Origin of the sequence: Coleofasciculus sp. F4-SAH-05, assembly GCF_040222985.1 — a bacterium.
GTDB classification, from domain to species: Bacteria; Cyanobacteriota; Cyanobacteriia; order Cyanobacteriales; family Coleofasciculaceae; genus Coleofasciculus; species Coleofasciculus chthonoplastes.
This window is the reverse complement of sequence record NZ_JAVKBY010000121.1, coordinates 60,316-82,360: the sequence shown is the minus strand read 5'-3', so window position 1 is coordinate 82,360 and position 22,045 is coordinate 60,316. Positions and strand designations below refer to the sequence as shown.

15 protein-coding genes are annotated in these 22,045 nt (G+C 47.5%); 6 read left to right on the top strand and 9 right to left on the bottom strand.

The window, feature by feature from the left end:
* Positions 1-15 precede the first annotated feature (15 nt).
* The 7 genes from RIG27_RS14785 to acpP form a co-directional block, all read right to left on the bottom strand.
* Positions 16-1,017 (bottom strand): ATP-binding protein, encoded by a 1,002-nt coding sequence (locus RIG27_RS14785; protein WP_446346297.1) that lies wholly within the window; start codon positions 1,015-1,017, stop codon positions 16-18.
* A gap of 174 nt (positions 1,018-1,191) precedes the next feature.
* Positions 1,192-3,210, bottom strand: coding sequence for a transketolase (gene tkt / locus RIG27_RS14780; RefSeq protein WP_446346296.1), 2,019 nt, complete (start codon positions 3,208-3,210; stop codon positions 1,192-1,194).
* Between the two features lie 497 nt (positions 3,211-3,707).
* A complete protein-coding gene (locus RIG27_RS14775) occupies positions 3,708-4,274 on the bottom strand; it encodes a PEP-CTERM sorting domain-containing protein (protein WP_446346294.1) in 567 nt (188 codons plus the stop codon).
* A gap of 128 nt (positions 4,275-4,402) precedes the next feature.
* Positions 4,403-8,167, bottom strand: coding sequence for a beta strand repeat-containing protein (locus tag RIG27_RS14770; RefSeq protein WP_446346317.1), 3,765 nt, complete (start codon positions 8,165-8,167; stop codon positions 4,403-4,405).
* 435 nt (positions 8,168-8,602) lie between these two features.
* Positions 8,603-10,153 carry an AAA family ATPase gene (locus tag RIG27_RS14765; protein ID WP_446346293.1) on the bottom strand — a complete coding sequence of 517 codons (1,551 nt, stop codon included), beginning with the start codon at positions 10,151-10,153 and terminating at the stop codon, positions 8,603-8,605.
* 61 nt (positions 10,154-10,214) lie between these two features.
* The gene (gene fabF / locus RIG27_RS14760; protein ID WP_446346291.1) at positions 10,215-11,471 is read right to left on the bottom strand and encodes a beta-ketoacyl-ACP synthase II; all 1,257 of its coding nucleotides are present in this window, start codon (positions 11,469-11,471) and stop codon (positions 10,215-10,217) included.
* A gap of 63 nt (positions 11,472-11,534) precedes the next feature.
* On the bottom strand, positions 11,535-11,783 hold the full coding sequence (gene acpP, locus RIG27_RS14755) for an acyl carrier protein (RefSeq protein WP_446344441.1): 249 nt from the start codon (positions 11,781-11,783) through the stop codon (positions 11,535-11,537).
* Between the two features lie 230 nt (positions 11,784-12,013).
* Here acpP and RIG27_RS14750 point away from each other — a divergent pair, with 230 nt between their 5' ends.
* Positions 12,014-13,642 (top strand): mechanosensitive ion channel family protein, encoded by a 1,629-nt coding sequence (locus RIG27_RS14750; protein ID WP_446346289.1) that lies wholly within the window; start codon positions 12,014-12,016, stop codon positions 13,640-13,642.
* 490 nt (positions 13,643-14,132) lie between these two features.
* Here the strand turns inward: RIG27_RS14750 and RIG27_RS14745 are convergent, their stop codons facing one another.
* Complete coding sequence (locus tag RIG27_RS14745; protein ID WP_446346287.1) at positions 14,133-15,194, bottom strand: adenosine deaminase; 1,062 nt, start codon at positions 15,192-15,194, stop codon at positions 14,133-14,135.
* 438 nt (positions 15,195-15,632) lie between these two features.
* On the opposite strand from RIG27_RS14745, the gene RIG27_RS14740 reads away from it, so the two are divergent.
* Positions 15,633-16,595 (top strand): M23 family metallopeptidase, encoded by a 963-nt coding sequence (locus RIG27_RS14740; protein ID WP_446346285.1) that lies wholly within the window; start codon positions 15,633-15,635, stop codon positions 16,593-16,595.
* Positions 16,596-17,193: 598 nt separating this feature from the next.
* On the top strand, positions 17,194-17,748 hold the full coding sequence (locus RIG27_RS14735) for a late competence development ComFB family protein (protein ID WP_446346283.1): 555 nt from the start codon (positions 17,194-17,196) through the stop codon (positions 17,746-17,748).
* Positions 17,749-17,861: 113 nt separating this feature from the next.
* On the opposite strand, the gene RIG27_RS14730 is transcribed toward RIG27_RS14735, so the two are convergent.
* Complete coding sequence (locus RIG27_RS14730; protein WP_446346281.1) at positions 17,862-18,611, bottom strand: L,D-transpeptidase; 750 nt, start codon at positions 18,609-18,611, stop codon at positions 17,862-17,864.
* A 187-nt stretch (positions 18,612-18,798) separates the two neighbouring features.
* Between RIG27_RS14730 and RIG27_RS14725 the strand changes: the two genes are divergently transcribed.
* The 3 genes from RIG27_RS14725 (at position 18,799) to RIG27_RS14715 (ending at position 21,916) form a co-directional block, all read left to right on the top strand.
* Positions 18,799-19,854 carry a filamentous hemagglutinin N-terminal domain-containing protein gene (locus RIG27_RS14725; RefSeq protein WP_446346279.1) on the top strand — a complete coding sequence of 352 codons (1,056 nt, stop codon included), beginning with the start codon at positions 18,799-18,801 and terminating at the stop codon, positions 19,852-19,854.
* A 477-nt stretch (positions 19,855-20,331) separates the two neighbouring features.
* Positions 20,332-20,988 carry a sigma-70 family RNA polymerase sigma factor gene (locus RIG27_RS14720; RefSeq protein ID WP_446346277.1) on the top strand — a complete coding sequence of 219 codons (657 nt, stop codon included), beginning with the start codon at positions 20,332-20,334 and terminating at the stop codon, positions 20,986-20,988.
* A gap of 406 nt (positions 20,989-21,394) precedes the next feature.
* Positions 21,395-21,916: an anti-sigma factor family protein gene (locus RIG27_RS14715; RefSeq protein WP_446346275.1), complete on the top strand. Its 522-nt coding sequence runs from the start codon at positions 21,395-21,397 to the stop codon at positions 21,914-21,916.
* Positions 21,917-22,045: the final 129 nt, after the last annotated feature.

The window sequence follows — 22,045 nt, the reverse complement described above, 5'->3', positions numbered from 1 at the left end:
AGCTCATAATTTTTTCTAATAAATCTTGATCTCTTTGATCGCTTCTTCCAGGTGTTCCTGAATCACCAACCCCTCTCGATCAAGAATCGCTCGTTTAGCAGCATCTTGTGCTACTCTCACAGCTTGAGCCGCAGAGAAACCATTCATCTGCTTAATAATCTGAAGCCAATTAATCGAGCCAACTGCAATTGCAGACAGAGTTTGCTTTAGTATAACTTCTAGCTCCTGTTCTCCTGGTAGGGGTACTTCAATCAAGTCATCAAATCGTCTCCAAAGGGCAGTATCTAAAGACTTATTCAGGTTAGTAGCCGCAACTAAAAGACCAGAAGAGGGCTGGTACTCATCGAGGATTTGCAGAAATGTATTCACAACTCGCTTGATTTCTCCTACTTCTTGCGTGTCTTGCCGTGATTTAGCGATAGAGTCACATTCATCAAGAAACAGCAAACATGGCTCTTCTGACGCCTTATCAAATATGACGCGCAAATTACTGGCTGTTTCCCCCAAAAAAGACGATACCATGGCATCAAAGCGAACTTTAAGCAAAGGTAAACCTGTGTTCCAGGCTAAACGTTCAGCTCCCAGCGTCTTTCCGCAACCGGGGAAACCATAAAGGAGAATTTTTTGCCTATAGCGTAGTCCATAATGAGCCAGTCTATCTCTTGCCGCATACTCACGCTCAATACGCTGGAAACGTTTCTCAATCGCTTCAGGTAATACCATCTGATGTCGCAGTTTCTCCCTCGGTATGACAGTAACTAAGGGAAGATTGAATCGCTTACTGGTTGGCAGTTCACTGAGAGCCTGTAGATTGTCCGATACAACAGAGGTTGGCTTGCTGTTGGAAGTCGGCTTATCTTTCTGGCTCTTTTTCTTGATATTATCTAGCTGATCAGCAAGCAGCGTGTGTCCTTTCTTACGCTCTTCCTCAATCACTAGGTACGTCAGCTTGTCGATCGCCTCTGTGTCGGAACTCGCGATCGCTCTAAAAAGTCTCTTGAGAAGCTCTGCTTTCATAGCCCCTCTCAGTATAAGGGGTTGTACTGCACTATAGTATCCTAAAATAGTACCTATGTACCAAATTTGATAACTTTCTTTGCTGAAGCTATCGCTGAAAAAGGCTCCCTAAAAATAGAGAGCCTTTCTGATTGTAAGGCACGGCAATGCCGTGCCCCTACGAAATTACTATCCCTAAAGCGCCTTAGCCTTAGCCACGATATTATCCACCGTGTAGCCAAACTTCTCTAACGCTACGCCACCGGGAGACGATACGCCAAAGCGATCAATACTAATCGTGTCACCTTCAACGCCAACATAGCGACACCAGCCAAAGCTAGAACCCGCTTCCACCGCTAACCGCTTGGTTACGGCTTTGGGTAATACGGATTCGCGATAGCTTTCATCTTGTTCCTCAAACAGTTCGCAACTTGGCATAGAAACCACGCGAACTTTCTTGCCATCACCTCGGAGTTTTTCCGCTGCATCAACGCAGATGTGAACTTCCGAACCGGTGCCAATTAAGATGATGTCGGGTGTGCCATCGCTATCCGATAGGATGTAAGCACCTTGGGCAACAGCATCAATCGAACTTCCCTCTAGATTAGGTAGCCCTTGCCGAGACAGTGCTAACAGACTGGGTGTTGCTAAACCCTGGGCAGGTTTTGCCTTCTCAACCGCTACCTTATAGGCGCCAGAGGTTTCATTGCCATCCGCAGGGCGCAGCACGATTAAGTCGGGAATCGCTCGCAGGGTGGGAATATGCTCAATCGGTTGGTGGGTCGGACCATCTTCTCCTAATGCCACGGAGTCATGGGTCATTACCCAGATTACCCCAGCGTGGGATAGGGCAGACAGGCGAATTGATGCCCGCATGTAGTCGGTGAAGACTAAGAACGTGGCACCGTAAGGAATCAAGCCAGACTTATGCAGGGCAATCCCATTACAAATCGCTCCCATACCATGTTCGCGAACCCCAAAGCGGAGGTTGCGATTTTCATAGGCACCTTTTTGGAAATCCTTGGAGGATTTGAGTAAGGTTTTGTTGGAAGGAGCTAAGTCAGCCGAACCGCCAATGAGTTCTGGTAGTACCCCAGCCATGGCGTTGAGGGTTGCACCCGATTGATTCCGAGTGGCATCTTTCTTATCCTGGGGGGTGTAGGTAGGCAGGGCTTTCTCCCAGTTTTCGGGCAACTTGCCGCTAGCCATCCGTTCTAATACGGCAGCTTCTTCTGCGTATTCAGTTTTGTAACGGGTGAAGAGTTTGTTCCACTCCTCTTCGTACTCAGCACCGCGATCAACTGCCTTGCGGAAATGCTTCAGGGCGTCTTCGGGTACCTCGAATTCTGGATACTTCCAATCCAGATGTTCACGAGTGGCTTTCACTTCGTCTGCACCTAACGCCGCACCGTGTACGTCATGGGAGTTGGCTTTGTTGGGAGAACCGAAACCAATCGTGGTGGTAACTTTAATTAACGAAGGCTTATCGGTAACCGCTTTAGCCGCTTCAATTGCCTTGTGAATCGCGTCCAAGTTGGTGTTACCATCGGGAACATGTTGGACATGCCAACCATAAGCCTCAAAGCGCTTGCCCACATCTTCGGTAAAGGCAAGGTCGGTGGAACCATCAATGGAGATATGGTTATCATCGTAGAGGGCAATCAGTTTGCCCAATCCCAGATGTCCGGCGACAGAACAGGCTTCTCCAGATACGCCTTCCATATTGCAACCATCACCTAAAATGACATAGGTGTAGTGGTCGATAATTTGGCAATCGGGTTTATTAAACTTGGCGGCTAAATGTGCCTCTGCCATAGCTAACCCCACACCATTGGCGATCCCTTGTCCCAATGGTCCAGTGGTAACTTCTACTCCTTCGGTCATGAAGTTTTCCGGGTGACCGGGAGTTTTGGAGTCCCACTGACGGAACTGCTTGATATCATCGAGGCTAACGCTATCGTATCCGGTTAGATAGAGCAAGGCATACTGTAACATACAGCCATGACCCGCTGACAACACAAAGCGATCGCGGTTTAACCAGTTGGGGTTTTTCGGGTTGTACCGCATCAGCCGATCCCACAGCACAAACGCCATCGGTGCTGCGCCCATTGGTAATCCGGGATGACCGGAATTGGCTTTCTCTACGGCGTCTATCGCCAGAAAGCGGATGGAATTAATACAAAGTTCTTCGAGAGATTGGGTTGCAACGACCATAGGTGTTATTTAATGACTCCAGGAAACTAGGGTTTAACGCAAAATTTTTTCCGCAAAGCGAGGGTTACTCTTTCCCCAAGGATACACTCATCATCCCATTAGGGGGATCGATGATCAAGACTCCTTGGTATAAGCTTGGCTAAAATTTGGCGATTGGGGTGTTGGTCGGGTAAATCGTGCTGATCGTTGGCTTGGGCAATTCCTATAGCATCGGCTGGTATAACTATCAGTAGCAGCCCCTAAACCATTACCCATTCAGGAGAGACGTTCTGGCAGGCGACATGGGACGGGTGATCGGCGCTCTCAACCTCTAAAATGACTGGCAGGTTATTTTTTTGTCACATTCCACTACACAAGCAAAAAGTGCGATCGCGTATCGCTTCTAGGACATCGGTCAAGAAACCGGGTTATGCTCTGTAAACGATTTGGCTTAGTTCAAATCCTCCGCATCCTTAACCGATGAGAAAATCCCCAGATAACACTATGAAGGATGACGATTAGTTTACGCTATCTCGGCGCTTCCGGGCTGATCCTGAAACTAAAACACCCACACCGATCAAACCTAGCACAGAAGTAGGTTCAGGAACGGATTGAGCGGACGCAGGTGTAGCCAATACAGGTGTAAATGTTACGGAGCGACTCGAATCTTCCACCCGTCTAGAAAAATTGTAAGGCGCTGTAAGAAAGTTAGAAAAGCCACTATTCAATGCCAATCCTAAAGCAAAACCATCAGGATTAAAAAAGTTATCAAAATCCGCAAAGATAATCTGACCCGAATCAATGATAAACTTGTTTTGATTATCCAGCCTATAATTGGCGTCAATCGCTGTCGCTAAAGCTGGCGGAGCAGAGGTTATAGAAATATTACTGGCGGCAACAGGAAGACCACCACTATCCATAGGTAACCCTTCAATCAAACCTTCTACAGTTCCTGGTATATTACCACTACTATTCGTAAACGAAAATCTGAAGTCGGCAGCTGTGGCTCTTCCGGCACTGGCAAAACTGATTAAAGTCGTTCCAGCAATGACGGCTAATCCCTGTTTCAAAATGGTGATTAACATTTGGTTTTCCTTTTTAAAGTTTGATCAGAACAGTCCATCTTATTTGTAGAGACGCGCCATGGCGCGTCTCTAGCATTAATGCAATTGGATTCTAAATCCGCTGATCCTGCCCAATTTAGAGCTTAGAATTAGATGCCAAAGTTGTTGTAGTTGTCGAGAGCCGTGTGGATAGAGTTACCCGAAGGTAAGCCCGCCACTAAGTCTTCCTCATTCCAGAAGTCGGAACTCGCGGGAACCGCATAGGTTGATGCCCCTAAAATCAAGTTGCCATCACCGACTCCATCACCGTTTTCATCCGGCGTATGCTCCTGAATCCAAGCGATACCGTCATTGATATCGTCGATGGGAGCGGGGTTGAAAGCTAAGTTATTCAGCCAAGATGCAATCAGAGAGCGATCAAGGGTGTATCGCTTATCATTTTTCTCGACTTTTTTGGATGCGGCGAGAATCGATTTTGCCTCGTTGAGACTGTAGAAGATGGTGTTTTCACCATTGTTGGTAATACCATCCCGGTTATAGTCGCCCACCAGAATCCCTTCGCTATACTGTCCACTTACCGGATCAATCACTTCTGGTGCTTCAGCTGAGGCTGAGTAAGGTGCCAGGAGAATATCGCTTCCGGGGAAACCCGATCGTCCGGCAAAGCGGCTGTCGTTACTCGCATCGCCATCCCAGACTTCAGTCCAGTTGATCCAGAATCCGGGTGTCCGCACGCCAGGAGCAGCAATTCCGGTGTAGGAACTGGGGTCAGCGTCAGTAACCGATTTAGTCTCGCCATCATCAGTGTAATCACCAGTGACTGTGCCAATGTTTTGATAGTCACCGAATATAGCAGTTCCACTTGCCTCATAGACCCAGGTTTCATCGGGAGCCAGGATAGAATCGCCATCGCCATTATCAACCAGGTTAGTAATCGCACCTTGTTGATCATCACTCAAGTTAATATTCGAGAGGTTCAGGTTGCCATCATTGGTCACCTTGTAAGTCCAGGTGATGGATTGTCCGGCGGAAACCCCAATATTATCCCCGGTGACTACCCCATCGCTGGTCACTTTGTCAATAGTAATACTGGGGATTTGGAGAACGTTTACCGTCTCATCATCAGTCTTGGGATCAGTTTCGTCGGTATCAGCCGTCGCCACGTTGACTAAATTCACTCCACTGTCGATATCCGTTTGAGTGACAGTGTAGCTGGCGGTGTATTCCCAGGTTTCGCCCACATCTAAGACACCATTACCGTCATCACTTGTGCTATCAAAGGTGGGATTGAAGTCGTCACTGGTATCAGCGGGCGTGAAGTTGTCATCGCTGAGGCTAACATTGGTTAAGGTTTGATTGCCCGTATTGGTTAGCGTGTAGGTGTAATTGATGACATCGCCGGCTGCGTCTACCTCACTGACATCGGCGTCTTTAATAATGGACAGGTTAGGACGCTGAATTACATCCACTGTCTCATTATCAGTCTTGGGATCAGTTTGGTCGGTGTCAGCTGTCGCCACGTTCACCAAATCAGCGCCATTGTCGATATCCGCTTGAGTGGCGGTGTAGCTGGCGGTGTACGTCCAGGTTTCGCCTACATCTAAGATATTGTCCCCATTGCCATTCGTACTTAATACCGGGCTAAAGTCATCCGAGGTGTTTGCGGGGGTGAAATTGTCATCGCTGAGGGTAATACCAGTCAAGCTGACATTACCTGTGTTCGTCAGGGTGTAGGTATAGTTGATCACATCTCCGTCGGCGTCCACCTGAGTAACATCCGCATCCTTGAGCAGCAAGAAGTCAGCCTCTTGGATCACATCAACTTTCTCGTCATCCGTCTTGGGATCAGTTTGCTCCGTATCCACCGTGGCGACGTTAACCAAATCTGCGCCACTGTCGATATCGGCTTGAGTGACGGTGTAACTGGCGGTGTATTCCCAGGTTTCGCCCACATCTAAGATATTGTCACCATTGCCGTTACTACTCAATGTGGGGCTAAAGTCATCACCCGTGTTGGCGGGGGTGAAGTTATCATCACTGAGAGTAACATCGCTCAAGCTGACATTGCCTGTGTTGGTTAGGGTGTAGGTGTAGTTAATCACATCTCCTACAGCATCCACTTCGCTAACATCAGCGGTTTTGCTTATTTCCAGATTCGGATTCTGGGTGATAGTGACTTTCTCGTCATCAGTCTTCGGCTGGGTTTGATCACTATCAGCCGTAGCGATGTTGACTAAATCCGCACCACTGTCAATATCCGTTTGAGTGGCGGTGTAGCTGGCGGTGTATTCCCAGGTTTCGCCCACATCTAAGACACCATTACCATCATCACTGGTGGTATCAAAGGTGGGATTGAAATCGTCACTGGTATCGGCGGGAGTGAAGTTGTCATCAATCAGGCTGACATTGGTTAAGGTTTGATTCCCGGTGTTGGTGACTGTGTAGGTGTAATTAATCACATCGCCAGCGTCGTCTACTGTGGTGACATCCGCATCTTTAACAATGGAGAGGTTGGGATTTTGCACCACATCCACTGTCTCGTCATCGGTTTTGGGATCAGTTTCGTTGCTATCGGCGGTAGCCACGTTAACTAAATCCGCACCACTATCGATATCGGCTTGAGTGGCGGTGTAGCTGGCGGTGTATTCCCAGGTTTCGCCCACATCTAAGACACCATTCCCATCATCGCTGCTGCTATCAAAGGTGGGATTGAAATCGTCACTGGTATCTGAAGGGGTGAAGTTGTCATCACTGAGGCTGACATTGGTTAAGCTGACATTGCCAGTGTTGGTTACCGTGTAGGTGTAATTAATCACATCTCCGGCGCCGTCTACTGTGGTGACATCCGCATCTTTAACAATGGACAGGTTAGGATCTTGGAAGACTTGTACCTGTTCACTATCATCCTCAGGCTCAGTTTGATCGCTGTCAGCCGTAGCCACATTGACAAGCTGGGTTCCTTTGTCGATATCGGCTTGAGTGGCGGTGTAGCTGGCGGTGTATTCCCAAGTTTCGCCCACATCTAAGACACCATTACCGTTATCGCTGGTGGTATCAAAGGTGGGATTGAAATCGTCACTGGTATCACCCGCCGTGAAGTTGTCATCGATGAGGCTGACATTGGTTAGGGTTTGATTCCCGGTGTTGGTGACTGTGTAGGTGTAATTAATTACATCTCCCGCACCGTCTACCTCAGTTACATCAGCTTCTTTAACAATGGAGAAGTTGGGATTTTGCACCACATCCACTGTCTCGTTATCAGTTTTGGGAGCAGTTTCGTCGCTATCAGCCGTAGCCACGTTAACTAAATCGTCGCCATTGTCGATTTCCGTTTGAGTGACGGTGTGGCTGGCGGTGTATTCCCAAGTTTCGCCCACATCTAAGACACCATTACCGTTATCGCTGGTGGTATCAAAGGTGGGATTGAAATCGTCACTGGTATCACCCGCCGTGAAGTTGTCATCAATCAGGCTGACATTGGTTAGGGTTTGATTCCCGGTGTTGGTGACTGTGTAGGTGTAATTAATTACATCTCCCGCACCGTCTACTGACGTGACATCAGCTTCTTTAACAATGGAGAAGTTGGGATTTTGCACCACATCCACTGTCTCGTCATCGGTTTTGGGCTGGGTTTGATCCGTATCGGCGGTAGCCACGTTAACCAAATCCGCACCACTGTCGATATCCGCTTGAGTGGCGGTGTAGCTAGCGGTGTACGTCCAACTTTCGCCGACATCTAGAACATTATCCCCATTGCCATTACTACTCAATGTGGGGCTAAAGTCATCAGCCGTGTTGGTGGGAGTGAAGTTATCATCACTGAGACTAACGCCCGTCAACGGCACATCACCGGTGTTACTCACGGTGTAAGTATAGGTAATCACCTGAGCCGCCGCATTTTGGAAATACTGTATGACGACTGCTTCTCACGCAGAGACGATGCATGGGCAGTTCGGTATTCGGTCTGGGGGTATCTATATAATATAGGATGACAAATCGTTACCCAGCAGGCTGAAGCTTAGGTTCAGTTCAGATGAGCAACGAAAAACGGGTAGTAAAAAACGGGTAGTAAGTTTTTTGGATTTGAACCCTTGCGATCGCGAAGAAATGGCTGACGTTCGTTTCCCATAAAAGACTTTCCCTTGAACTAGACAACACCATGACAATTTCTGTGGATAGAAATTTTAGATGGTAGCTATACATTAGATTTACAGCTTATCGGTTCAACAATCAATCCCCTTGGGTACCATCTTCATCAAATCTTTACATAAGGTCTTCACACTAGCTTCATATTTCCTGGATGGAATTCAACAGAAACCCGTCCTGACACACGGGAAGCCAGGATTGACTCATCCCCGAATTACCACAATAGTGCGATCGCACGGAGTAATTGCCGATTCTGTCGTGGTACGCTGGGCAATAGGCGGTAATCCCGGACGTTGGTCAAAAATCACCAGCCATCCCGTATCAAGTCCTAACCCCGCCAAATAGCGATCAAGTTGTTCCAATCCCGCTTTAATCGGATCGGGGCGCCCCTCACGCCACACCTTCAACTCCATCGCCAACGTGACGTCTCCATAACCCAAACACAAATCCATCCGATCACTACCAATTGCATATTCCCGCTCAAGAGTTCCTCCCCCATTCACCACCCGATGCAAAAATGCCATCAACACCAAATGGGGCGCAATCTCATGATAGGGCGCACTTTTGAGTAAGGGTTCTCCATGCTGACGCCAAAACCTGAGAAACGCCTCCAGAAGTTGCTCCGAATCCAGTTTTCCTTCACGAGTTAGCCAACTGGGGTGAATCACAGGCAAACTATCCTGGGGTCCACTTGCCAATACTCTGGGTAAAACTTCCCGGTAAATCGGATTCGCTGGCGTCAACCCTCCAGCCGGATGGCGCACCACTAAGCCTAAATCCACCAAAAACTGTCGGTCATCATTCGGTATATCTCCCAATTCTTGTCCTGCTAAAATCGGCTCCAGAATGACCCTTACTCGGTCTTCCCGTAACAGGTGGGCTAAACTATCCAGATGGGTATCTTGCCGTTGAATCAAAATTTCCTTGGCTTGTTCCAAATGATTAACGGTGATCACCTGTTGCAGATCAGGCACAATAACTTCCACAAGTTGTCGGGCGAGGGCATTCACCAACCAGGGTTGTCCTTGAGTTAATTCAAAAGCCCGTTGTATCGCTTCAGGGGAAAAAACTTGACCTGTTTCAGTCGTGTGTTGTGCATATAGCTGGGCAACTTCTGTGGCGGTAAAATTCCGTAGCGTCAGGGATTCTACTTTAATATTGAACGGGCTAGCGGTGTTCAGACGCTTACTCCCCCCAGATGCTACTTTGTAATCCCGCACATCCCGCACGCCAATTAGCGCCAGAGCTTGGGGGAATCCCTTTGGTCGCTTCGGATAGCCATTTCTAAGTTGGCGCAACAGGGCGATTAAGGTTTCATCTTGCAGAGCATCAATTTCATCGATGAACACAACCAGGGGACGGGAGGACTGTTGTGTCCAAGCACTCAATGCCGCCCCAATCTGTCGCCCTGGCTCAGAGGGCGTCCAATCTGGAGGATGGAGATCGGGGGGTAGCCAAAAGGTGGCATCCTCTTTCCAGGCATCCAGGATTGCCCGTTCTGCTGTTCCCGGGTCATGGGGAAAAGCCGCGCCCACTTCTGCGGATACCATGACCGCCGTATAACGTCCACTGGCGGTAAGCTGCTGTGCCAGCGCTAGCATGGCAGTGGTTTTACCTGTTTGCCGGGGCGCATGGATGACAAAGTAGCCCTGCTGCTCAATTAGTCGGTCTAGCTGGGGTAGCCGATCTAAGGGGGAGAGCATATAGTGTATGTCCGCTTTGCACGGACCTGCCGTGTTAAACCATTTGGGCATGGGCGGACGTTGGGCAATATGGCAAGGGATGGGGGATGTAGAGACGTAGCATGCTACGTCTCTACAAAGGTTTGTACTTCTTGAAGACTAAGGTGACATTATGACCGCCGAAGCCAAAGGAATTCGATAGCGCCACATCGACGGTTTGCTGACGGCTTTGATGCGGCACATAATCGAGATCACAGTCGGGATCAGGATTTTCTAAATTAATCGTCGGCGGAATTTGATCATGGGTTACCGCTAAGACAGAGGCTACCGATTCAATACCCCCAGAACCACCTAACAGATGACCCGTCATCGATTTGGTGGAACTTACGGCAATCTTATAAGCATGATCGCCCAAGACTTTTTTAATCGCCGTTGTTTCTGTGGGATCATTAACGGGTGTACTCGTCCCATGAGCATTAATATAGCTAACATCTTCGGGCTGCAATCCGGCATCTTTGAGTGCTAACTGCATTGCCCGGATTGCCCCTTCGCCACCGGGTACGGGTGAGGTTATATGATAGGCATCACAGGTCATGCCATAGCCAACCATTTCGGCATAAATACGGGCACCCCGACTGAGGGCATGTTCCAATTCCTCTAACAGTAGGATGCCTGCCCCTTCGCCCATGACAAAGCCATTGCGATCGCGATCAAAGGGGCGACAGGCGTGTTTGGGGTCATCATTGCGGGTGGACAGGGCTTTTGCCGAGGCAAATCCCGCCAAGGATAACGGAGTTACGGCGGCTTCCGTTCCCCCACAAATCATCGCCTGGGCATACCCCCGTTGAATCAAGCGAAAGGCATCGCCTACCCCATGAGCACCAGAGGCACAGGCGCTGACGGTACAAGTATTCGGTCCCTTTGCCCCAGTATGAATTGCCGTAAGTCCGGCTGCCATATTAGCAATCATCATCGGAATCATAAACGGACTACAGCGATCGGGACCGCGATTCAAGTAGACTTCTTGTTGGTCTTCCAGGACTTTAATCCCGCCAACCCCGGTGCCGATGACGACGCCCACCTGTTCTGCGTTCAATTCATTAATGACAAACTTCGCATCCGCGATCGCTTGTTTGCTAGCCGCGACGCCAAATTGGGCAAAGCGATCCATCCGCTTAGCTTCTTTGCGATCCATATAGTCATGGGGATTAAACCCCTTAACTTCGCCAGCAATCCGACAGGCATGGCGGGAGGGGTCAAACCGGGTAATCGTACCAATACCATTACGCCCACTCAACAGTCCATCCCAATACTCCGCCAGGGTATTACCGATGGGAGTAATTGCGCCCAAACCTGTAACAACAACGCGCTTAAGTTCAATGTTTGTCATGATGCCAATAAAACAGGGAAACTGCCCGATAACGCAGAACTTGGTCGAGAAGACAACCGCTGATTAAGCCGCCGCTTCTGTTTTTGAGCTGATATAGTCCACCGCCGCTTGGACTGTGGCAATCTGTTCGGCAGCTTCGTCTGGAATCTCGATATCGAACTCTTCCTCTAAAGCCATAACCAATTCCACCACGTCCAAGGAGTCGGCGTTGAGATCATTGGCAAAGTTAGCTTGAGGGGTTACGTCACCGGGTTCAACTTCCAGTTGTTCCGCAACTATTTTTTTGACTCTATCGAAAATTTTTTGGTTCATTTACTTGTATACCTCAACCGAGTTGCTAGAACGTTATCAAGTTATGTTACTTGGTTCCTTTGCATTTTCTCATCTTATCCGAAAGGGGGATCATCAAACCTATCGGTAGTCGCTTCTCCAACTGGCATCCAGTTGGGCTAATTATCATATCATGTTCATGGTACTGGCGAAGAGAGAAGTAAGCTACGTGGTACTCCTTCGCCTTCAAGCCAACTACGTAGCAATCAACCATGAACATCAACACTCTGATTCTGTTCACTGCATTTACTGTCATTCCCTTACAGACCATTGGGTTCGTTTTGGGGAAGCTAGTGATCGCCGCCCTGGGTGCCTGTCTCCTCTATGTCCTCCTATTTTATGGGCTGCGCTCCATTTTTCGGAAGTTTGAGAGGGATATTGCCCTCGTCACCCTGAATGTCTCCGCCTATCCCATCCTGAGCATTTTCATTCTGGTCAGTTTAAAGTTTTCCTTTGCCGATCTTGATTCTGGGGATACCATCGGCTGGTTTGATCGCCTGCTGACAGCCAGCATTATTGTCGCAGTCAGTTATTGGTTGATCCAGTTATTTATTCAAGTTTTTGTCTACTACCTTAAAGATTATGCCCGACAAACAGAAGCGATGTGGGACAACGTGCTGCTGCCTCTCCTTGAAGGGGTTGTCCCGTTTGTAATTTTTCTGCTGGCTATTGCTTTTGTTCTCCAAGCCTTTGGTGTTGATTTAACTGGGATTTGGGTCACCTTGGGTGGGGCAACGTTTATTATCGGGTTTGCGGTTAAAGATATTTTAGCGAACTTCTTTAGTGGTATTGTTCTATTGATTGATACGCCATTTCAATTTGGTGACATCCTGGAGTTAGAAAATGGCTCTATTGGTATGCTGCGGAAGATTGGTGTGCGCGTGACTCAACTTTATATATTTAATGACCGCAGTGAAGTCTATATCCCCAATAGCGTCTTACAAGGTCAATTGATTACCAATTTAAGTCGCCCAATCCCCCATTACTTCTACGCATTGCCGATAGAAATACCTCCGGAATGTGATTTAGAGGCAAGTCAGCATCTCATGTGGGAAATTGTTTTTGCTCACCCGGATACATTAGGAGATATTGAAAAAAAGTTAAGCCATATCGATAAGTTTTACATTGTTGATAATTTAGGCACAAATTTTGCCTATAAAAAAGAAATTGGTCGTCAGCGTCTAAGTCTGGAAAATGATGTCAACCTTAAACTCGAAGATATTGAGCAAGCGTTAGAAGCTCTGATGGTAACAATTCAATTTGCAGAAAAAGGCGGTCTAAATGCTGAAGAAATTGAAACGATACAACAAGAATATGAGGGCATTCTTCAACAATTGGGTTTAGAAATTGTGCCAATACGACAGACTAAACGGATTATTTTTGAATTAGAAGAAAATGAATCGCCAGACACATTAATTGGTTTGGTGAGGGAATGGTATCGCATTTGGTTAAGAGATCCAGATTTACGCGATGAAGATCAATATATTTTACCTGAGGAATGGGAGCGAAAAATTGAACTGTTAAAACGACGGTTTCAACGAGTTTTTCAGAAAATTAGTAATCCTCATCGGGAAGAAACGCGGCTCGATGATTATATCATGGATTTAGTGAAATGGTTGCGGGAGCGATTTAAACAAGCTAGAAGTCAACGGCAAGAACCAAAAATTAGGATGAAGGGAACATCCCAATATGAGGGGTTTACCTTAATTAAATTCACCATTGAATTCTATTTAGATAATGCCAAGCTAGAAGACTTTAGACGGGGCAGTCGTGTGAGTAGCGAAATTTATCAAGAAGTGATGCGATATGTTAAAGATAGTTACCCCCCGGTTAAACCCTAAACAAAAGCGCAACAAGGCAGAATATTTTAGCACTTCAAGGGAAAATTATTTCAGCCATACATGAGGTTACTCAGTATCACTTGTAAGTAGTACATTTTTAGTAGGGGTGATGAGTCCGGACATCATATAAGTATCTGCAAATCAAGTAGGCATGACTATGAAATTAAACCAGAGAATTAGATGGATGGGTATGGCGTTAGCAAGCTTAAACAGGGGGAGCATCCCGTTTTGGACAAAGCATTACCTAAAGTAACGCAATTGCAAGGGTTTCAGCAACTTTCAAAGAGCCAACGTGCCAAATTGGGATGCTCCCTAAACAGGAGAAGAGGGCGACCCGATCAAATTGAGTGGACTACCGTTGTTAATTGATGCAAGCGGGTCGCCCCTACAGGGTGTTAATTTATGTTAGCAGTTCGCCTCTACAGGGGGTTGATTTATGTTAGCGGGTCGCCCCTACAGGGTGTTAATTTATGTCAGCGGGTTTTACCACTTAATCTTTGGTTCTCGGCGTACCATTTGCGGTGACTACCTCATCTCTGGGATTTTTCAACAATCCGGTTAATAGAGAGGCGGGATGCTGTTGATGGGGCCAAGCAAAGGCGTGACGAAAGGCAGCATCTTGACAGGCTTGCATTTGCTCAAAACCAATAATATCTTGGGTTAATAAGTTTTCGTACTCAAAGGGTAAACGCACATTATTTAATCCGGCGTTATCGGTACAAATGGCAATGTCAACCCCCGCCTCGAAACAGGAATCAAAGACGACTTTAAGTTGCTGAATATCCTTCAAGGTTCCGGTTTTTAGGTACGTCGTGGGACAGACTTCTAAACATTGCTGGCGCTGGGCAACCTCTTTTAACAACGCTGGATACTTTAAGGGAATATGAATTCCATGACCAATCCGCATTAAATAGGGCAACAGTTCAGGATAACAACCGTCGCTGGTTTCGTAGAGATGACCCGTTGTATTTAGACCGAGCGATCGCGCATACTGATAGAGTCCGACAAATTCTGCTAATCGTTTCCCATAGTGGGCATCTCCTCCTGCCAAATCCACCCCACAGACATAATCTTTGGCTTGGGCGGCGAGATCCACAATTGCCTTATTCACCGCATAAGGAAGCCGCGCATGCATACAGAGAATTTGACTCGTCACCATCGGATAATCCTTGACTTGACTGGCTTGTCCGACAATCTCGACAATCTGCGCCATCTGATCAATCCGTTCCGATTGACTCAACTGTTCCGATGTGCGTAAATAAGGCGTATACCGGAGTTCTAAATAGGCTAAATTCTCAAAGATATACGCGCCGCGAATTAAGCGATAAATAAAATAGGGTAAGGTTTGCGCCGTTTGCAGATGTTCGACTAACGTGTGCAATTCCAAATACTCATCTAATGTATTGCGCGATCGCGTGTAAAATTCCTCAAAGTCGTCATAGTCATCAAAGTTCTGGGTCAACGGATTAGTTTGACGTTGAAAATATCGCCAGAGAATCCGAGGCACAACTGAACCCCCCAGATGACGGTGTAACTCTGCGTATAATGGCATACAATCTCCTGATACTCAGGTCATTTTCAGTCTTGGCTGGACAGACATGTCACCACGACTTAGATCAACTTTAGCTTTTGTAAAAAAAAATTGCATAAACTATCGTTCTTGAAACAGTAATTTACAATTCCCCTTTTTCCATTCTCTACCAGCTAGAATAACCTCAAGGACTTAGAGAACTGGATGCCATGACCACCGCTAACCGTTCCGAAAAACCTATACAGAACTATGCACACCTAAGCATATCTGGACTTGCGTCGGAACGTGCAGACTGAGACTCACCGTAGTCTACGTTAGACGGGTCACGACACCTTGATATGAACGCCAGTATCAGGCTCTGTCGAGTTCAGTTAAGCAATCAGTGAACAGGTTTATAGCTGTAGTGCTGCGATCGCCTTATTTTGTGGTAACAGTTTGAATTGAGGTTCAAGACGCTAAATGGTTGAAGACATTGAAAAAGCCAGACTCAACACCCAGAGTTCAGGAATTCCCAGTCAACCGCCTCCAGTCACTCCGCGACATTTCCTTCCTCAACCATGGGGCATCAAAGGACGGTTGACTACAGCATTAACTGTAGGTCTAGCAACAGTTTTGGCGCTTAAGACTCAAACCGCGATCGCGCTGCAAGTGCGCGTAACCCCAGAAAGTCCTCAGTTAGGGGATACGCTGTCGGTGATGATTGACACAGAAACCACGACTCAACCGCCAAGCGTGTCCATCGGGCAAAAAATCTATCCCGCCTTTCCTGTCACCGCCAATCGCTATCGCGCCTTACTCCCAACCACTCCTCTGGATAAATCCGGACGTTTAGAATTTCAAGTCATTGGGGATGGTGAGGTGAGGAACCTGGCTGTATTCCTGAAAAATCGATCATTTCCCACCCAGCGTATCCGACTATCGGGTAGTGCCAACCGATCCGCCACAGAACTGGAACTCAATCGGGTGGCTGAGTTTAAAACATTGGTGACGCCTCAAAAGTTCTGGAATGGACCCTTAGTCAGACCTAATGTAGGTCGAGTGTCTACGGTGTTTGGCGTGCGTCGTTATTATAACGGAGTATTCGCCGAGGATTATTATCATCGAGGCGTTGATTACGCGGCTGGAACAGGTTCACCTGTCGTCGCCCCCGCCGCCGGACGAGTGGCGTTAGTGGGACGAGAATCACAGGGGTTTAATGTTCATGGCAATACAGTCGGAATTGACCATGGTCAAGGGGTGTTGAGTATTATGCTGCACCTAAATCAAATCGACGTTCAAGAAGGAGATTTTGTCCAAGCCGATCAAAGAATTGGTACAGTGGGTTCAACGGGAGCTTCTACGGGACCGCATTTGCACTGGGGACTGTATGTTCATGGCATTGCTGTAGATCCAGTGCCCTGGAGATTTGAAGGTATTGACTAACACAGGGTTTAAGTTTTTTTGAAGTTTTTCCCCATCTTATACACTTATGGGTTTTGTTTAAGGTAAACTCTGGTAAGTCTCCCCTGATCTGAGCGACGAATGGGCAACACAATCCAACTACCGTCAGGAACCCCACGGCTATAGGTTCCGGGGGCTTGAAATAAAGCCCATACCTGACCAGCCTAAGACCTACGCGGTCTACGTTATGCTCAAGAGTCGAAGTTCCTACCTTGGGATGCGTGCCAGCTCCAAGCTCTAGAACCAGAAAGTTAAACAACAGCCTTACTGGGGTTAAAGCAGTGCTTTCTGGATAGTACCGAGGCATAACATTGGCGAGGCAAACTTTACTCCGGAAACGGAAGTCGCCCCTCACCGGGCAACCAAACAACCCCTATGCGTACAGGTTAAAAGCACGAGTCTGTAACTGCCCAGACGAAAGGCAAATGCAATATGTCGAACGTCGTCAGTAAATCCAAGGCGGTAGGGGCTTTTAAATAAGGAAGTCCTGTCGGAGTGCTATTTATGTAAGGGGGCGAATTCCTCCATAGGCATAAATGACAGGGGTTTCCATTCGCTCCCTTACCAACCCCAATTTTCGATGAGTATTGAAAAAATCGTAGAACAAGCTCTGCAAGATGGTTACTTAACCCCAGTCATGGAAACTGAGGTTGGGCGTATTTGTGATACAGCATCAGAGCTTTCGATCGAAGAATATATGGCGTTGGATCGCCTAATGGGAGCGCTGTTGACGGGTGAAGTCGTCGCCGTTCCGCGCAAGCAGTTTATTAACGTGATGGAGGAGTTAGTACTCACCGAAGCGATCGCACAAGTGGCTGAAATTGAAGCAACTAGCGATCAGGTGTTGGATGTGGGCGATATTGCCGCCTATGCTCTGAATCGACTTCCCCCTCTGTATGCTACGACAGAAGAAGGGGCAAAATACCAACGTCAACGAGCCAAAGAAGAACTGCAAGAGTTAATTACTCAGCAAGTGGATACAGCGATCATGCAAAATCAACATCGACCCGATTTTGGCTCTGAACGCCAAGCGATTCGTAGAGGTAGCGGCAAAGATCTGTTCCAGCAGGTGAGTTCCTTACTCCAAGATTACGCCCCCAACTTTGAACCCAAATCTGATCTCAAAAGTCCCTAGAGGCGTTGGGAAGATGAGGGAGATGAGGAAGATGGGGAAGACAACCAATAACGTAGCTTACTTCTCGCTTTGTGAGTGTGACGAATGACAAATGACGAATGACAAATGACGAATTACTTCCTCACCAAGATAGGCGTTCCGACTTGAATTTGTTCATACAACGCCTGAATATCAGCATTTCGCATTCGTAAGCAGCCGTGAGAAACTGGCTTACCCACTAGATCTTCATCATTAGTGCCATGAAAGCCAATCTGATGGTGTTCGTCAGACCAAAATCCGATCCAGCGATCGCCTAAGGGGTTATCGGGTCCAGTGGGGATTAAATCGCCCGTAATCGGTTGTCGCCAGATGGGGTTACGCTGTTTACGGAGAACCTTAAAGTTACCAGTCGGCGTTTCCCAACCCGGTTGACCCACAGCAACCGGATAGCTAGCGAGCTCTTGCTCCCCCCAGTAACTGTACACCTTAGCATCACTCAAATCCACAACTAGCCGCACATCCAAAGCAACTATCGCCTGATTCAGATGGGGAGTCAGGGGTAATACTTGGGCGATCGCGTTTCGCTCAGAAGAACCTGGATGAGGTAGAATTAATCCGGCTAGGGGAACAGGGGCATCTAAACCCCATCCCCAATCAAGGGTCATTCGCTCTCTTATCCATTCACCATATTTCCCCAGTGGCTGAGGCGAATCCAAATCGCTCTGATCCTCTCCATCCAGAAATGTCCTCTGAACCGATTGGGCAATCTCCGAGGGGAGTGGTATTGATTGACGTTGTTGCCAAGCTACTGACAATAATAATCCGGCTGACCCAAAGCAAAGCAGCATCAAGCTAGTTTTTAGTGAGGATGTTCCGTCCATCATGACTTAGGAGGCTATCACAACCAGGCTAACTCTACCCTATCTCAACCAGGGAGTCTGAGTTCACTCTAGTACTGATAAGGCTTGATTTTAACGAGGTTATAGCACTACGCATTGAGGTTAGGACAATAAAATTAGGTGAAAAGGCAATAGGGAATAGGCAATAGGCAACAGAGTAATGTCCTAACGTATGCCCGTAGCTCATGCCAATCCTACCAACCCCACAGTTGTCAATGGCACTGCTACTTTCGCTAATCCTAGTCCTGAGATTCTGGAGATTACGAACTCGGCTGGAACAATTATCAACTGGCAGGAATTTTCCATCAATCTGGGTGAGATTACCCGTTTCCTCCAGCCAGATTCTAGTAGTGCTATTCTCAACCGTGTTATTGGTACTGACCCATCCCAGATTTTAGCTTGGGATTTGCGGATCTCGCCCGTAGCCAATGGTTACAGTAATTTACACGCTAGCGATCGCGATGGTAACGGTTCAGGAGTTAGCGGTACAGTTACGCTCAACCAAACAGGTGATTCCACATTACAACCTCAAGGAGAATTAACCATCACTGACGCGGTGGAAGTCCAAGAATTTGCCAGTGTCACGGCTCTAGCTGATGGTGGTTTTGTTGTCGTGTGGGATAGCAACCAGAATTCGCAAAGTAGTAATTTTGACATTTATGGGCGACGCTACGATGCTAGTGGTAATCCTGTCGGAGCGGAATTTGTCATCAGCAATGCAGCCAATCAAGAGTTATTTCCCAGCGTCACAGCTTTGGTAGACGGTAGCTTTGTGGTGATATGGCAGGACAACGAAAATGCTTTGCAAAAGGACATTCACGGGCGACTCTTCCGAGTAGACGGTACGGATTCAGAGTTTGTTGTCAGCGATGCAACGGGTACTCAATCAAATCCTACCGTTACAGCATTAGCCGATGGCGGTTTTGTCGTGGCTTGGGATGACCCGCAAACTAACAGTCCAAATATTTACGGACGGCGCTATGGGGCAGATGGCATCGCCAGTCCAGAGTTTATCATCAGCAATACGGCGACGAGGCAGGAATTTCCTGATGTTACGGCATTAGCCGATGGCGGTTTTGTCGTAACCTGGGAAAATCGTGAGACTGGCGACCTAATTAATATTAAGGCACGGCGCTACAGCGCAGATGGAACCGCAGGTGAAGCGTTTCCCATCACCAGTGCAACGGATTTTCAGTTCAACCCGACGATCACAACGCACTCTAGTTAGGACAAATGAAGAAAAATTCAAATCGCTCAATCCCTTGATTAGTAAGCTCAATCCCTTGATTAGTAAGCTGGTTTCTTCACTATTGCCTATGACACACCGAGCGAAGTCGAGGTGTTGCCTATTGCCTATTGCCTAGCGCATAGCGCTATATCTTGCACCTTTGTCAGTCAACCCAGATGGGGGAGATGAGGGAGATAGGGGAGATGGGAAAGCAGTTAATGCAAGTGGTGCAAGATGTGAGTTTTTCCGGATAGGATGTCTTTCCTCTAGAAGAATGATGATAGGCTTTTCCAGATGCCATATTGGAACTTGACGGGAAACACTACCCGTTTGGAGGATGTACTTGGTACGTTTGAATAGAGATAATTGAAATTTAGTTTATTCACCCCAACCAAGCCTTTGCTAATCTAAGCGGGAACTCTACGTGAAGTCAGGCGTCTGTGAAAAGTAAGGATGTTCTAGCACCCATTACCATCCATGAGCCAATCGATTTCTCTATCCTGGTCCCCGGTTGAGGTCACACCCAATAATGTGACGGTGCAACCAGAAAAACTCTCGAACTACGATTTAATTTTGCGCTGTCAGGACGGCATTACTCCTGACAGAGCTGCTTTTGCTGAACTGCTACGCCGATATCAGTCCCATGTGGAGAAGGTTTTATACCATCTGGCTCCAGATTGGCAGGACAGACCTGACTTGGCGCAAGAAGTTTGGATTAGAGTTTACCGGAATATTAAGCGCCTCAATGAACCTGTCAAATTTAAGGGTTGGTTGAGTCGTATCGCGACCAATCTTTTCTATGATGAGCTACGCAAGCGCAAGCGGGTAGCTCCGCCATTGTCACTGGATGCACCGCGTCGGATGGATGATGGTGAGATGGATTGGGAAATTGCTGCTGATGGTCCTAGTCCGGAAGACAATATGGCAACGCGGGAATTTTACGCCCAGCTACGAGAAGCCATTAAAGACTTGCCAGAAGCATTCCGCACGACTATTGTCTTGCGAGAAATTGAAGGGATGGCTTATGAAGAGATTGCCGAAATTACAGGGGTATCCCTGGGAACCGTTAAGTCGCGTATCGCTAGAGCCCGCTCAAGACTACAGTCTCAACTGCAACCCTATCTAGATGTTTAATGGTCTCTGGATGAGTTGGGGGAAATTATTCCCCTAAACCAAAGTTCATTCTATCATGGGATATATAACGTCTTGGGTGAAGTAATCCCAAACGCTTGAGGGCAACGGGATGAAGGGTGTAGTAGTTCACCCAAGTCTTGCGTTACACTGACTAAGGTCAACTTTCAACTATTATTTGCCAAGCTGCAAAAGCTGGCACGTTAACGGTAAAAGTCAAACCTGATCAGCCAATACAGTTTAACAGTGGGGCTGGGCATCTCCTCACTATAAAACGCCAACAGCGTAATTGATAAGATTACGACCAAGGAAGTCCATACGCTCTCTCGGATAGAGTCAGTGTGGAAGGATGTCACAAACGATAACGATCCATAATTGAGCGCTAGTGAAGACTCGGTGGTGATCTAAAATGAACTCTAATTTTGATGCTCATAACTGTTCCGGGCAAAAAGCTGCCAGAGACATGGATAGTCTACAGCGCGATCGCTTTGAACTTATCAGTGCCTACATTGATGGTGAGGTGACAGCAGCCGAGCGCTATCAAGTGCAAGATTGGTTAGCAAACGATGCTAATAGCCAGCGCTTGTATACTCGACTGATGAAGCTGCGCCAAGGGTTGCATCAGCTCCCCATACCTGCCACTCAGGTAACCGCTCAAGAGACGGCAAATCAAGTTTTTACCCGCATCAATCGCCGCCGCCTACGGAACACTATGGTTTGGGGGGGTGCCGCGATCGCCGCGATGTTTGTCAGTGCCTTTTCTGGGATACTCCCTGGTAGTCAGTTTATGCCACGGTTGGCTCAAAATCCTGTAACAGAAGAGGCGGCGGAGCCTCTGATGATTGCTGTCAACCGTCCAGTTATCCAAATCCCCAAGGCTAAAAGTGCCTCGCCGGAAAATTTCGTTGATTCTGCCATCTTCAACCCCTAAAAATCCTGTCGCTGGCAAGAAAACAGAAAAATATCTCTCTATTCAATGCCCCATTTCCTTTCAGATGGGGTATTTATAATTCAGACTTCATCGGACTTCACCAGCCCTATTGCCCATTTCCCATTCCCC

Excerpts from the sequence above, each read along its gene's own strand:
- RIG27_RS14785 (WP_446346297.1), bottom strand. The coding sequence starts at position 1,017 with ATGAAAGCAGAGCTTCTCAAGAGACTTTTTAGAGCGATCGCGAGTTCC.
- tkt (WP_446346296.1), bottom strand. The coding sequence starts at position 3,210 with ATGGTCGTTGCAACCCAATCTCTCGAAGAACTTTGTATTAATTCCATC.
- RIG27_RS14775 (WP_446346294.1), bottom strand. The coding sequence starts at position 4,274 with ATGTTAATCACCATTTTGAAACAGGGATTAGCCGTCATTGCTGGAACG.
- RIG27_RS14765 (WP_446346293.1), bottom strand. The coding sequence starts at position 10,153 with ATGCCCAAATGGTTTAACACGGCAGGTCCGTGCAAAGCGGACATACAC.
- fabF (WP_446346291.1), bottom strand. The coding sequence starts at position 11,471 with ATGACAAACATTGAACTTAAGCGCGTTGTTGTTACAGGTTTGGGCGCA.
- acpP (WP_446344441.1), bottom strand. The coding sequence starts at position 11,783 with ATGAACCAAAAAATTTTCGATAGAGTCAAAAAAATAGTTGCGGAACAA.
- RIG27_RS14750 (WP_446346289.1), top strand. The coding sequence starts at position 12,014 with ATGAACATCAACACTCTGATTCTGTTCACTGCATTTACTGTCATTCCC.
- RIG27_RS14745 (WP_446346287.1), bottom strand. The coding sequence starts at position 15,194 with ATGCCATTATACGCAGAGTTACACCGTCATCTGGGGGGTTCAGTTGTG.
- RIG27_RS14740 (WP_446346285.1), top strand. The coding sequence starts at position 15,633 with ATGGTTGAAGACATTGAAAAAGCCAGACTCAACACCCAGAGTTCAGGA.
- RIG27_RS14735 (WP_446346283.1), top strand. The coding sequence starts at position 17,194 with ATGAGTATTGAAAAAATCGTAGAACAAGCTCTGCAAGATGGTTACTTA.
- RIG27_RS14730 (WP_446346281.1), bottom strand. The coding sequence starts at position 18,611 with ATGATGGACGGAACATCCTCACTAAAAACTAGCTTGATGCTGCTTTGC.
- RIG27_RS14725 (WP_446346279.1), top strand. The coding sequence starts at position 18,799 with ATGCCCGTAGCTCATGCCAATCCTACCAACCCCACAGTTGTCAATGGC.
- RIG27_RS14720 (WP_446346277.1), top strand. The coding sequence starts at position 20,332 with ATGAGCCAATCGATTTCTCTATCCTGGTCCCCGGTTGAGGTCACACCC.
- RIG27_RS14715 (WP_446346275.1), top strand. The coding sequence starts at position 21,395 with ATGAACTCTAATTTTGATGCTCATAACTGTTCCGGGCAAAAAGCTGCC.